This is a genomic window from Acinetobacter courvalinii, from assembly GCF_014635545.1.
GTDB lineage: Bacteria > Pseudomonadota > Gammaproteobacteria > Pseudomonadales > Moraxellaceae > Acinetobacter > Acinetobacter courvalinii.
The window spans coordinates 307,648-320,707 of sequence record NZ_BMDA01000002.1 but is presented as its reverse complement, the minus strand read 5'-3'; the positions used below and the strand labels follow the sequence as shown (position 1 = coordinate 320,707).

12 protein-coding genes are annotated in these 13,060 nt (G+C 41.1%); 6 read left to right on the top strand and 6 right to left on the bottom strand.

Annotated elements, in window-relative coordinates; genetic code table 11:
• Positions 1-13 precede the first annotated feature (13 nt).
• The 6 genes from IEV39_RS11065 to ispH all read right to left on the bottom strand — a co-directional run bounded on the left by IEV39_RS11065 (position 14) and on the right by ispH (position 8,000).
• A complete protein-coding gene (locus IEV39_RS11065) occupies positions 14-4,006 on the bottom strand; it encodes a PilC/PilY family type IV pilus protein (RefSeq protein WP_005282727.1) in 3,993 nt (1,330 codons plus the stop codon).
• A gap of 14 nt (positions 4,007-4,020) precedes the next feature.
• Complete coding sequence (locus tag IEV39_RS11060) at positions 4,021-4,824, bottom strand: pilus assembly PilX family protein (protein ID WP_005282726.1); 804 nt, start codon at positions 4,822-4,824, stop codon at positions 4,021-4,023.
• Positions 4,824-5,810, bottom strand: a complete 987-nt coding sequence (locus tag IEV39_RS11055; protein WP_005282725.1) for a PilW family protein — start codon at positions 5,808-5,810, stop codon at positions 4,824-4,826. The genes IEV39_RS11060 and IEV39_RS11055 overlap by 1 nt, the downstream gene beginning before the upstream one ends.
• Before the next feature lies 1 nt (position 5,811).
• The gene (gene pilV, locus IEV39_RS11050) at positions 5,812-6,375 is read right to left on the bottom strand and encodes a type IV pilus modification protein PilV (RefSeq protein WP_005282724.1); all 564 of its coding nucleotides are present in this window, start codon (positions 6,373-6,375) and stop codon (positions 5,812-5,814) included.
• Positions 6,376-6,909 carry a pilus assembly FimT family protein gene (locus IEV39_RS11045; RefSeq protein WP_005282723.1) on the bottom strand — a complete coding sequence of 178 codons (534 nt, stop codon included), beginning with the start codon at positions 6,907-6,909 and terminating at the stop codon, positions 6,376-6,378.
• A 140-nt stretch (positions 6,910-7,049) separates the two neighbouring features.
• Positions 7,050-8,000 (bottom strand): 4-hydroxy-3-methylbut-2-enyl diphosphate reductase, encoded by a 951-nt coding sequence (gene ispH / locus IEV39_RS11040; RefSeq protein WP_005282722.1) that lies wholly within the window; start codon positions 7,998-8,000, stop codon positions 7,050-7,052.
• A gap of 103 nt (positions 8,001-8,103) precedes the next feature.
• Here ispH and gmk point away from each other — a divergent pair, with 103 nt between their 5' ends.
• The 6 genes from gmk (at position 8,104) to bfr (ending at position 13,050) form a co-directional block, all read left to right on the top strand.
• Complete coding sequence (gene gmk / locus IEV39_RS11035) at positions 8,104-8,727, top strand: guanylate kinase (RefSeq protein WP_005227618.1); 624 nt, start codon at positions 8,104-8,106, stop codon at positions 8,725-8,727.
• Between the two features lie 69 nt (positions 8,728-8,796).
• Complete coding sequence (rpoZ, locus tag IEV39_RS11030) at positions 8,797-9,075, top strand: DNA-directed RNA polymerase subunit omega (protein WP_004657467.1); 279 nt, start codon at positions 8,797-8,799, stop codon at positions 9,073-9,075.
• 207 nt (positions 9,076-9,282) lie between these two features.
• Entirely contained in the window at positions 9,283-11,397 is a 2,115-nt protein-coding gene (locus tag IEV39_RS11025; protein ID WP_005282720.1) for a RelA/SpoT family protein, read from the top strand.
• A gap of 164 nt (positions 11,398-11,561) precedes the next feature.
• Entirely contained in the window at positions 11,562-11,942 is a 381-nt protein-coding gene (gene ridA / locus IEV39_RS11020; RefSeq protein WP_005227623.1) for a deaminase RidA, read from the top strand.
• Between the two features lie 181 nt (positions 11,943-12,123).
• On the top strand, positions 12,124-12,318 hold the full coding sequence (locus tag IEV39_RS11015; protein ID WP_004776027.1) for a bacterioferritin-associated ferredoxin: 195 nt from the start codon (positions 12,124-12,126) through the stop codon (positions 12,316-12,318).
• Between the two features lie 267 nt (positions 12,319-12,585).
• A complete protein-coding gene (bfr, locus tag IEV39_RS11010) occupies positions 12,586-13,050 on the top strand; it encodes a heteropolymeric bacterioferritin subunit Bfr (RefSeq protein WP_005227625.1) in 465 nt (154 codons plus the stop codon).
• Positions 13,051-13,060 lie beyond the last annotated feature (10 nt).

The following is a 13,060-nucleotide window of genomic DNA, read 5'->3' as shown; positions in this document are numbered from 1 at the left end:
AAAAGTCTCCTCATTAACGCTCATACCAACGTTGAGAAACAAATTTAGTTTTACCCTTATACTTTCTCAGTGTTTTATCAGTTGCTAGATTGAGAACCATTCCTCGATCTCGGTTTATGCCACCAAAGCTAATACCAACATTCCCTTTACCCAAGAAAATCTCATCATCTCCGCTCCCTGAGCCGGAACCACTGCTTACAGGTTTACATGCAGCATCGCCATAAGGTAAACAGAATAATTTTGAATTACTTTCGCCACGCACCCCTCCATAACAATCAACATCTTCAATATCCTTGGAGGAGTCAAAAATACTTACATACAAGTCACTATCGATTGCTACAGAATCATTCAATATCCGCTTTTGAGTACCGAGTGGATAATACCACCCCCCATTACTCAATGCTGTCTCTACAGTTCCAGACGTATTTTTTACAAGTTTTTTCCCTGTTGCACCACCTGGCTTAATATCATGTGTATATAACTCACTCTCTGATAAAACAGGCAAGTTACGACGGGTAACATCCTTGTCATATACCACATAAACCGCATCCGCATCATTAGTTGTAGCAGACATTGGATAGCTCACATTTCCAGAACCAATACTGATAGCTGCAAATAAACCACCAGATGGTATGCTGTGTATGGTAAATGCAGGTGTATTATAAAAACGAGGAGGTTTCGTTTCTCCGGACATATCTAAGATACGTACGACACGTGTAGCAAAGTTTTCCCCATCTGTTGCAACACCTGCTTTAGTAGAAGCATTTAAATCCACGCGCCAAACCTGCCCACCTAGATCACCAAAATAAAGATGATCAACAAGCCCATCACTATTACGGTCAACTGTTTTGATGCTACTTACTACACTACGCTTCATGTCAGCAGCATATGTTTTATTCGCTGCTGTATTAGAAGAACCCGCGTTTGCACTCGTCCACCACAATAAACTGCCATCGTTGGCATCAAACATGTATACCCCGGCCCCCTGATCAATATAGCTAGATGAAGGCAGGTAGTCGGCCGAATTCTCATAATTCGTATCGTATCCACCGCCAACAAACATGACGAGTTTACGTTTTCCTTGCCAATTTACCCATGCAATCGATGGCTTCGACCAGCTTTGTCCCATACAACCTAATCCATTGCTAGCACTACAGGTTCCAGTAGGGTTAATACGGAATTTAAGCTTTGGCGTACCTCCATCTGAGGTCACATCTGACAGATCTAATGAATAATAGCTCTTCCCACCCATACGTAAGCCACCATACAACCACTGCTTACCACCATTGGCGCTTGCAACACTAACAACAGGTTCATTGGTTTTAGTACCTGCTTTTGTCGCATATTCTGTATATGCAGTCCATTGCCCATCTATTCCATATTGTAAGGCTGGATCTTGACTTTCTTGAGTTAAAAAGCCAGCAGATTGATTCTCGATCATTTCATTTGGGACAAAGACAAAGACCTCTTTACCCGCATCACTATCTGTCGCACTCTTACCTGCGCGTACGACATGTAAAAGACCTTGGGTGGTTCCAAATGCGATGAGATCATCACGATCATCATAACTAATCGTTTCTGTTTTCTCATCGTACTTAGTCGTACCTTTTTGTGTGATCAAAATTGGTTTTGAATGCATGACAGCTCCCATTTGACGGAGCGTTGCATTCGATTGAATCAAGAAATTATTAAATGCAGTATTACTGGCCTGTGTCAGCCCAGAAGCCATTGCTTTTGTGACATCATAGCCAAATAAAGCGGCTAAATATCCTCGTTTTGAGTCATAACTAAAATTATTCGTTGCATTATTATTTTTTAAATCCGTTGTAGAGATTTTTAAAAGATCCCCATTCTCTATCGGATTCGCTACATAAGTTGCATTATCATTTGCTAGACTGATCTTACGATCTGTAAATATGGCCCTTTCTAGAGTGACAGGATTGGTACCAGTTGTGGTTGCCGAACCTAAAATTAGACGACTTAATGCGCCACCAACTCTAACAGTATAATCCACCTCTTTATCTACATTATTCACTGTTTCAATTTTAGTGATGACTTTGGTAATTGATTGATCTGCCCAATAGTCATTTGGATTATCAACACTTTCACCTTTTTTTGTGCCAGATGTAATCATTACATTGGCATTATCCTGATCTTTTAGAACATTATCGACCACTTGGTACTTTTTCAGGTTTCCGACCCAAGTAGTAACTTTGGCATTGGGTGCTGGATCAAATTGTGGGAAATATCCCCATGGTTGAATATTTTGAGTATCAAGATTATCAACAGGAATTGTGACTGAACCTGTAGTTACAGGAGGGATATACTTTTGTAGTTTTTTAAGGAATGCTAGTACACTATTAATGACATCTTGATCATTATTACCAATATAGCTCCCACCTTCACCTAGCACTCCCCATTTATCAGCATCTTTTTCATCTGAAGATCTTTTACTACTAAAATCTGAACCAAAGCCTACTACAGCTGTTTTAATTTTAACTCCAGCAGGATTTAATGCAGGGTCCAACAATGCTTTAGCATATGCACCAATACAATCCCAACCATTTGGAGTAGCCATACCGGATGTATAACCACTTGTATAATTACCTAACGTACTTGTGTTGCTACATGAAAAAGAACTTGCTTTAGAACCTAAAGACTTTTTCATAAATGCTTCTAATACATCACGTCTATATTGATTTGGGGCATTGCCCATATCTTTATAATAGGTTGGTGCGCCGTCTGTTAAAAAATATATCCCTTGTGTATTGCACTGTTTCGTTGAACTTATTGAAGCGGGATTAATATAATTCGTTGCACCACTAATATTCGTTGTATTTGCAACAAAACCAGACATTGTTGTTGCGTTTGTGACGCCCGCTGTAGTCTGTCCCATTAAATATGCAGCAACCTCTGCATACGCATATGCGGTAGGTGTGCCTCCATCAGGAGCTAACCCATTTACAGCACGAAGCATCTTCTTACGATGTGTCTCTTTAGCTGTACCATAATACGTCGTCGTAACAGTATAGGAACCTGTCGCACTTTGAGTATACGTCCTTGTACTGGTTATAGTCGCCGTGCGTCTCTGGTCATTTTTACAATTAGCACTATTATTTGTACACGAAGCTGAATTACTTACTGGCCCATAGCTTATAGGTAGATCTTGCTGTGATGAATAGGAACCTAATTGAGCAATATTAGTAAAACTTGGCGTTGAACTCGCTGTTTGTGGTGTCAAAGCATCAAAATCAGCTATTGTTTTTGTAGTGTTTGCCCATTGCGTACAGTTATAGGGACTGTTATTACTCCATGTAATACATTCTTTAGGGTTAATAGCACTACTCGTTGGTGTCCCACTGCCTGTTAAAGTCCAATCAGGTGTATTAGAATCACTCCAACTCCCCCCACTGCTATTATTGGTTTCGGTAGACCAACTTGGATTTGTCCAGTTTGTTACTGTAGAAACATCACACCAACTACTACCAAACCAACCACAGTTTCTTGTTCTCGTACCTGTCAGAGTCCTAGTCTGTGTTGTTGATCCCCACGTACGACTTTGTGTAACTGTACGTGTTGCAGGCTGAGTAAAGGTTTGCTGAGTTTGAAAAATAGGGCGACTTCCTGGAAGCGCCGTTTCCTCTCCTAAAGCTCGAGCTTCTAATTTAATACGACCAAAAGGTCCATTTGCTTGACCTGAAGAACTAAACTCAGACAAACCTGTTACAAGCTTATCTGGTAAAGGTGCGATCCCTGCTGCCGCGTCTCCTTGTAATAATTTAGTCATACCATTTTTTACACTATTAATTCGACTGACACTCCCACCATCTGTGGATGTCATACTTCCGGAAACATCAACCATAAACATGATCGTTGTTTCGGAGGTCTGAGGTGCCTTATAAAGTTCCACATCACTTGCTTGGGTAGACACAGCAACACTGGTTACCATGGTCATTGCAGCCGTTTGACAAGCAACGACTATTTTTTTTAGTTTCATAATTTTCATTGCATTATCCCCAATTAGCTGCTTTTAGTGGCATAGCTCACCACAGCATAATCCATCACTTGTTGACTATAAGGCACACCAATCTTTTCAAAACAGTCCGTGACTGTCTCCGTATCTGAATATTCAGTCGATTTCTCGTTGGTATAATTTTTAAAACATTTATTAATTTCAGTCGTATTTGAAGACCAAGAACTTCCACCCGTCGCCATCCCTGGAATAATGGTAGTGACCACTACTCTTACAGGCTGAATGTTATCCAGTTGCACGGTCGAAGTGTCAGTTCCAATAGGGTAGAACTTAAAAGGAACATCACTATTCACAGCGCTTTTCTTAACAGCGATTTGTGAGATCATAATATCTCGACCACTACTAAAATCATTCGATGTGTATTGGCAAAAGCCTGTCACCCCTAATTCATCATTTTTAATTTGAGTAATTTTCTTGGTATTGTCACTTGGATCAGTTACTTCCTGCCAAGACACGATACTGGCATTTTTTAAATCGAACATATTTTTTTGTGTCTTAGGCCGATAGCAGAAGACCAGTTCCTTCTTTAAAAAACTATCGGACTTCACCATTCCCAACATACCCAAAGAGCTTAAATTTTTCTGCAAGATACTGTTATTTTTATTATCTTGCTCTATTGCAAAAAATACAGCATCAGCAGTTTGTTGCATTAAATTTCTAGCTTGACTATTAGTCGCAATGTTCAAACCTACAATACTCTGTTTAACCGCAAATGTACCGATGATAGTCATCAATAATAGAATAAAAAGTACTGTAATAAGGGTTGCACCTTTTTGAATCGAAATACGCATTACAAGCTCTCCATTAATCCATAACCATTACGCAATGCAACAGTTTGGGTGATCACTTCTCGAACATATTTCTTCGCTTTAGCATCCTCAGTTAAAGTCACTTTCTGATCTAGAATTTGAAATTTTTCTGGAAAATCCTGATTACTTGGCAGGCTTTCAACACCACGCATTAATATACCCAGCTGCACCGACATAATTCGAGCACGAGGTGTCGTATCTTTTACCAAGCTATTGGTAGCTCCCATATAATCTTTTATAGACATATATTTAAATTCGTCTTTACTATTATCCTTAACACCCAACAACACATGAAAATGGTCAACTCGGCGCATAATCACTTCGCCATTCCCACCATAGTCACTAATTCCCGTAGGTAATTTAGTCGTCTCTAATAACGTCTCATAACGACCAGCATCACAAGCCAGTGCAAGATCATCGCCATCTTTTCTTAAAAAATAACGTTGTACGATAAATAAGCCTTTATCTATTTCTTCTTTCGTTATTTTTTTCCCTTCACAATCCATTGCTCCAGGCAATACCGCTTTATATTGAATCACCAATTGATCACTTTTATATTCATTAGTATTACTCGAACCATTCCAACCCGTTTGGCCATCTCCCTGAGTCAGCAAAGTAATCTTTGTTGTTTTTTCATCCGTCAAATGAAAAGGAAGATTTGCAGATTGTGCAGGCTGATCTTCCGTAGATAAAGAGCTATAACTCTTCAAATCGGTTAGCACGAGTCCACTATATAAATTACGATCGTTAATCACTGCCAAATTGGCATCTAAATTTGCTAAACGTATATCTTTAGCAATGTAATTCAAACCAAAGTTTCCATTATCCTGAAGCTCAGCCAATGTTTTCTGTAAGTTATAATTAATAGAACCAGAAACGAATAACTGAAAACCCGCTGCAACGATAATTAAGCCCAAAACCAATGCAATCATTAATTCGATTAAAGTCATACCTAATTGTTTTTTCACTTTAGTATGCCTCCAATACGATACACTTCGTATCCGCACCGTAATTACCATTTGTGGTGCAGTCATTACTGTCTGAACCATCTTTGGGATTTGTTTCATCCCATGCAACGTAAATACAATAACGATTTCGCTGGATACCTGAACCCGCACATTGGTTCATTCCTATTTTCATCCCCATTTGATAGGCTTTATAGAGTGCCTGTTTTGCATCCTCAGTTGCAAAAGTCTCGCTATTACAAGCTGTTGCTGTACCAAAGCAAGCCGAATAATTATAAGAACTTAAATTTTCCTTGCCCGAAAATGCCTTTACATAAGCTTTATAAATTTCTTTGGTCCCTTGCTCATTAGTTGTTTCTATTTCTTTGGTCAGACCATCTTGATTTGCACGAATACGTTCAGCAATATCCTTAGCCAAACCCATGGCTTGAATACGTTTAGAGGCTTCAATCGATGAATCCAATGCCTTAACCTGTAATAAGGCAAAACCTAAGATACCAACTGCTAACAGTAGAAGTGCAACCAGCACTTCAACCAAACCTACTCCGCGTTGATGCCTAGCTTGCATTTATGAACACTCCTGCCCCTGTCTCGACTCTTTCTTTGTCGTTATTTTGCCTAAGGACGTAATTTCGACATAGTTGGTTATATCTCCATTTGAAATCGCTATCTCAATTGCCGAAAGCGCAACATCAGTTCTTTGAGCATTTCCTTCATCATCGGTATAACCACGAGAGAGTTGGGCTGTGCCATCTGTTGAGAAGATTAATTTATCTACGCCTGCAATAGCCTCAGCATTCCAATGATTACTTTCACATTTAAATTCTAAATATTCGATTTGCTGGCCGTCTGGAATATTCCAGTACAAAACCTGGGAACTCGCATTTCCTGTTTCACCCAAATTCAGCGTTATTTTCTGTCGATGCAAAACTGCATCATAGCGAGCTTGAAGCAACGTTTTCTCAAGTTCTTTTGTAGAGTAGTCTATCTTTTGCTTTGCTTTTACAGCCCGAAAATTTGGTATGGCAAAAGAAGCTACGATCGCCAGCACCGCAATCGTCACCATCAATTCAATTAAGGTGAATCCCCGAGTTTTCCCCATTTCCCCAGCACCCAATTTTTAAAAATTCACTACTCTATCTTAAATTTTATTTTTACAGAACCAATACAAAGCAGATAAGCAGCAAAAAAAACGGATGGAGTGCAATCCATCCGTTTCCAGTTCACATTTTTCTAATAAAATTAGGCTTGTATCACCTGTATACGCAACTCTTTTGGTAGACTAAAAGTGATATTTTCCTCACGTCCCTGTAACTCTTTTGGTGGTGTTGCACCCCAGTCTTGTAAACGCTGGATCACCTGTTTAATTAAAATTTCAGGTGCTGATGCCCCTGCTGTCACCCCAATTTTACTGTCGGCTTTAAACCAGTCTTTTTGCAACTGATCGGCATTATCGACCAGATAAGCAGATTTGCCCATGCGCTCGGCCAGTTCGCGTAAACGGTTTGAATTGGATGAGTTGGGTGAACCCACCACTAATACCACATCACACTGCTCCGCCAGATCACGTACCGCATCCTGACGATTCTGTGTGGCATAGCAAATATCGTCTTTACGCGGGCCTTGAATTTGTGGAAATTTCGTACGTAATGCATCAATCACTTTCGCCGTATCATCAATTGACAACGTAGTCTGGGTAACGAAAGCGACTTTATCAGGATGATTGACCATCAAGGCTTCCACATCTTCTTCATCTTCAACCAGATAAATAGCGCCACCTTTGGTTTTATCATACTGACCCATGGTGCCTTCAACTTCTGGATGGCCTTCGTGTCCAATCAGAATGGCTTCGGTCCCTTCACGGGCATATTTAGTCACTTCGATATGTACTTTGGTGACTAAGGGGCAAGTCGCATCAAATACTTTTAGACCACGGCGTTCTGCTTCTTGCTGTACTGCTTTGGATACGCCATGCGCACTAAAAATCACAATGGAATCATCAGGTACCTGATCCAGCTCATCCACAAACACGGCGCCACGCTGACGTAGGTCATCAACCACAAATTTGTTGTGTACCACTTCATGACGCACATAAATTGGCGGATTAAAACATTCCAGTGCCCGATTGACGATTGCTATAGCACGGTCAACACCAGCACAAAAGCCTCGTGGATTGGCCAACACGATTTCCATAACAACCTCTCTGATCAACTGAATTTTTACGCCAAACTATTTCGTTTAATGGCACGCTACACTACAATAGCCAAGATATTTTATCATATTCAGGAAAAATATCATGTCGGGTCTCTTGTTTGTCGTTTCTGCAGCCTCAGGAACGGGCAAAACATCTTTGGTCAAAGCCCTACTCGATCGAGTCAGCAACCTGCACGTTTCTGTCTCACATACTACACGCGGTCAGCGTCCCGGTGAACTCGATGGCGTTCACTATCACTTTACCAGTAAAGAAAGTTTTTTAGCACAAGTCGATGAAGGTGGTTTCATCGAATATGCCGAAGTGTTTGGAAACTATTACGGTACGTCACAAGCCAAAGTGAAAGAGCAGCTTGAACAAGGTCATGATGTTTTACTCGAAATTGACTGGCAAGGTGCTGAACAGGTTCGTCGACTTTTTCCTGAATCAAAACAGATCTTTATTCTGCCGCCAACCCAGTATGACTTAAGACAGCGCCTGTCAAATCGTGGTACAGACTCTGTCGACGTGATTGAACACCGCTTGAGTTGTGCCGTAGAGGATATGCGTCATTTTGCTAGTTTTGACTATGTCATTATCAATGATGATTTCAATAAAGCAGTGCATGACCTGGAAGCCATTATTACCGCAAACCGCCTCGTGACCTTGCAACAAAGCAACCGCCACCAGCAATTAATCCAAAACTTGATTACCCTTAATCGCGAATAACTTGAGTCTTGTATAAAAGCCTTTTATACTACTCAGTCTTTCAAATGTGATGTTCAGACGAGACAACTTATGGCACGTGTAACCGTTGAAGATTGTTTAGACCATGTAGATAACCGCTTCGAGTTGGTACTGGTAGCGAGTAAACGTGCACGTCAATTGGCACGTCAAGGCATGGAACCAACTGTAGAGTGGGATAATGACAAACCAACAGTGGTTGCATTACGCGAGATCGCAGTAGGACATGTGACTAAAGAAATTTTAAAACAACGCGATCAAGACTATCAAACATCAAACCTTGATATGGTGTTGTCTACAAATTCATTAAACTTAGAAGGTTTCACTTTCTAAATCGAATTTGCTCTGCTGAAAAGCCCATTGTGAAGACACTGGGCTTTTTTGTTTGTTATAAAATTCGGCGTTATATTGGTAAAAACAATATACTTCATTGAAAAAATTTACGAGTTTTTATAATGAACAAATTGACAAGCTTTGCAATTTGCTTTTCATTAGAAGATAAGCTTATTCATTACTGAATTCATGTTAAAAAGGTGTTATATGCCAGGCGAAGAAGTCAGCCAAGCCAAGCAACAGCTCAAAGTCATCATTGAAGCCTATCTCAAGGATAGTGACGTTCAACGTGTGCTTGCTGCCTGCGATTTTGCTGATTTAGCCCATAGCGGTATTACCCGTAAAAGCGGTGAACCCTATGTATTACACCCGATTGCGGTCAGTTGTATTCTTGCGCATATGCGTCTGGATGCCGATACCCTGATGGCCGCTTTACTACATGACGTGATTGAAGACACTGACTTTACCAAAGACGAAATCGGACAGAAATATGGTCTGGTGGTAGCCGAACTGGTGGATGGCGTGACCAAACTCAGCCATTCCAGCGATAAAGAATATAACAAAGCTGCCTCTTTCCGAAAAATTTTACAAGCCACACTACAAGACCCGCGTGTCATTATTATTAAACTGGCAGACCGCTATCATAATATGACCACCTTGGGCGCACTGCGTCCCGATAAACGCGCCCGTATTGCGCAGGAAACTTTTGATATTTTTGTACCGATGGCACGTCTGGTCGGTATGAATGAAATGGCAGATAACCTTGAACATCTCTGCTATCAAAATCTTGATCTGGATATGTTCAATGATGTGCAAACTGCCTTATTGGAAACCAAACCCAAACGTTGTGAATATCAGGCCATCTGGGAACAGAAACTGACCGATCTATTAAAAAATCATGACTTAAAAGGTCGCATTAAAAAGAAAAATAACAATATCGAATTACTGCGTCACTTTGTTAAAAATGAAATCGATCTGAATGAACTCAGCCATAGCCATGCCTTTGAAATCATTTTACAAAGCATCGCTGACTGTGACCGTCTGGTCGATGCGCTCAAAGATAATTTTCAGGTTTTACAATATAGCGACCATATTCGCCGCCCTCTTCCGGGGGGTAACCAGTCCTTAATGATCAAGCTCAAGGGCGAGAAAACCACGCTTTCCTTGACCATTCAAACCGAACTGATGCGTAAAGCTGCACGTTTCGGCGTGGTGCTGGGTGAAAATGCGCCACAGGCCTGCCGTTCTGCGATCCAAGCGTCGATGCAGAATCTGAATACCTTGATCGATAGCGGTTGTGCCAAAACCACATTTAGCGACTTGCTGGACTATTTGCATCAGGAAAAAATTTGGGTCTATACCCCACACGGGCAATTACACGAATTACCGCAAGGCGCAACGGTGGTTGATTTTGCCTATTCAGCCAGCCTATTTTTAGGCAACCATGCGGTCGGTGCCAAAGTCGATGGCGAAATCCGTCCTTTATCGACCCCTTTGCATAGCGGACAGGTGGTCGAGATCATTACCGATGTACTGGCCACACCCAATCCGGACTGGCTCAGCTTTATCAATACCCAGAAAGCCCGTCGTGCCTTACAGAACATGCTACGTGAACAAGACATTGATGAGCAACGTCTGGTCGGTCAGCAAGCCTTGAACCGGGCCTTAAAACTGTTCCAGCGTTCAATCAACGACCTGTCGCAAACCGACTGGATTAACGTACTTGAATGGCGTCATTTAAGTAGCAAAGATACCCTGTTTGAACAGATTGCTGTCGGTGATTTGCTACCACAACTGGTGGCTAATCACTTATTCTCGCAAGACTATTCACAGCATCAGGAAACGTCCGACCGCTTGATCGCAGGGACTGAAGGGGTCGATGTCAAATATGCGCATTGCTGCAATCCGGTTCTAGGCGATCCGATTCAGGGACACTTATCACGACGGGGTTTAATCGTGCATCGCTCACGCTGTCGTAATTTATTGCATGAACAGCACTTACATCCAGAAAATATTATGCCGCTCAACTGGCAATCTGAAGAAATTGATGATGTCCGCTTCAGTGCATATCTATGCATTCATATGGAAATGAATGATGAACAAATCTCTGACCTGATCTATCAATGCCGTAAGGCCAAAACAGGCGTTGAAATGGTCCATTCCCAAGACCAGAAAACCTATGTCAACATCGTCGTCAGTAACCGTAACCAGATTGCCCAGATCATTCGTGACTTACGCATGCACTTTGGTTTCCCGCGTATTGAACGCCTGAATATGCCAATTGTGCAGCCCGAAGTTGCCAAAGCCGAAACAGTGCATTAACCCCCAGGCTGTGCCGTAATCAACATTGCACAGATTCGAATCCAGTAAAAACTCAAGAATAGATTCAAACAACAGCGACTAAACAGTATTCAGCGCTTTCGTGTCTGCACTTTTGTGTTAAAGTCGCATTGTTTAAGAGAAAACATAGGACTTAGGAGAGCTTAATGTCACGTCAAGTTATTCATACTGAACACGCCCCTGCTGCTATCGGAACATATTCTCAGGCAATTCTTGTTGGCAACACGCTCTATCTCTCAGGCCAGATTGGTTTAGATCCGTACAGTATGGAACTTGTAGAAGGCATTGAAGCGCAAATCCGCCGTGTATTCGACAATCTGAAAGCAGTATGTACTGCTGCTGGCGGTAGCTTGGCGGATATTGCCAAACTGAATATTTTCCTGACCGATCTTTCACACTTTCAACTGGTGAACCAGATCATGGGCGAATATTTTGCTCAACCTTATCCAGCACGTGCAGCACTGGGTGTCGCGAGTCTACCCAAAGGTGCACTGGTCGAAATGGATGGCATTGTCATCATTGCATAAGATATTTTTAACTTATAATTATCAATAAGATAAAAAACACTCAAAATACCGCCGATCAAGCGGTATTTTTTTATTCAAATTCCCAATAAAGTTATGAGCTGCATTAGAATGAAATTCATTGACAAACGATAACAATTATCAATAATATCAATTATCGCATTTATATTTGTGGATCACTCCCATGTATGTCTGTTTATGTCGTGGAATTACAGATCAGGATATCAAAGACGCTGTTGCAAACGGTGCTGAAAGCTATCGTGAAATCCGTGACCTACTCGACCTAGGTACATGTTGTGGTCGCTGTGCGCCTGAAGCACGCGCAATTATTAGTGATGAGCTTGCTGAAATTGCAGCACGTATTTCCATTGCAGCCTGATTTAATTTAAAAACAACTTATTCATGTAAAGTATCTTTTACGACTCCACCGCTTCTTGCAGAACCGCAAAGGTTCCTCATCCAGCGGTTTTTTTATGAAAATCACATCCCTAACTGAATTTCGGTTGTTTCAAATACTCCTCTTATGATTGTGATTTTCATTTGCCGTTCTATAAATTACTCGCCAGAACATTATTTGTTGATTAATATAAGATAAATTGCCTTAGCTACTAGGGCATCAACACTTGGTGTTTTTGGAGTAAACGCAATGAAAGGCAATCGCGAAGTTATCAACCAACTGAATCAGGTGCTTTACCACCATTTAACCGCCATCAACCAGTATTTCTTACACTCGCGTATGTTTAATGACTGGGGGATTGAACAGTTAGGTTCAGCTGAATACAAAGAATCGATCCGTCAGATGAAACACGCCGATAAAGTCATTGAGCGTATTTTATTTCTGGAAGGCTTACCGAATTTACAACATTTAGGCAAACTCTATATCGGCCAACATACCGAAGAAGTGCTGAACTGTGATATTCGTAAAGTGAAAGAAAATATTGAAGCGATCAAGCAAGCGGTTGAGCTTGCCGAAGCTCAACAAGATTATGTGACCCGTGATCTGGTCCAGGAAATTCTAGAGAAAGAAGAAGAATATTGGGACTGGCTCGATACCCAACTTGATCTGGTTGAAAATGTGGGTATTGAAAACTATATTCAAAGCCAGATTTAAACCTGCAACA

Excerpts from the sequence above, each read along its gene's own strand:
- ispH (WP_005282722.1), bottom strand. The coding sequence starts at position 8,000 with ATGGAAATCGTGTTGGCCAATCCACGAGGCTTTTGTGCTGGTGTTGAC.
- IEV39_RS11025 (WP_005282720.1), top strand. The coding sequence starts at position 9,283 with ATGCCAGGCGAAGAAGTCAGCCAAGCCAAGCAACAGCTCAAAGTCATC.
- IEV39_RS11015 (WP_004776027.1), top strand. The coding sequence starts at position 12,124 with ATGTATGTCTGTTTATGTCGTGGAATTACAGATCAGGATATCAAAGAC.
- gmk (WP_005227618.1), top strand. The coding sequence starts at position 8,104 with ATGTCGGGTCTCTTGTTTGTCGTTTCTGCAGCCTCAGGAACGGGCAAA.
- rpoZ (WP_004657467.1), top strand. The coding sequence starts at position 8,797 with ATGGCACGTGTAACCGTTGAAGATTGTTTAGACCATGTAGATAACCGC.
- IEV39_RS11045 (WP_005282723.1), bottom strand. The coding sequence starts at position 6,909 with ATGGGGAAAACTCGGGGATTCACCTTAATTGAATTGATGGTGACGATT.
- IEV39_RS11065 (WP_005282727.1), bottom strand. The coding sequence starts at position 4,006 with ATGAAAATTATGAAACTAAAAAAAATAGTCGTTGCTTGTCAAACGGCT.
- ridA (WP_005227623.1), top strand. The coding sequence starts at position 11,562 with ATGTCACGTCAAGTTATTCATACTGAACACGCCCCTGCTGCTATCGGA.
- IEV39_RS11060 (WP_005282726.1), bottom strand. The coding sequence starts at position 4,824 with ATGCGTATTTCGATTCAAAAAGGTGCAACCCTTATTACAGTACTTTTT.
- pilV (WP_005282724.1), bottom strand. The coding sequence starts at position 6,375 with ATGCAAGCTAGGCATCAACGCGGAGTAGGTTTGGTTGAAGTGCTGGTT.
- bfr (WP_005227625.1), top strand. The coding sequence starts at position 12,586 with ATGAAAGGCAATCGCGAAGTTATCAACCAACTGAATCAGGTGCTTTAC.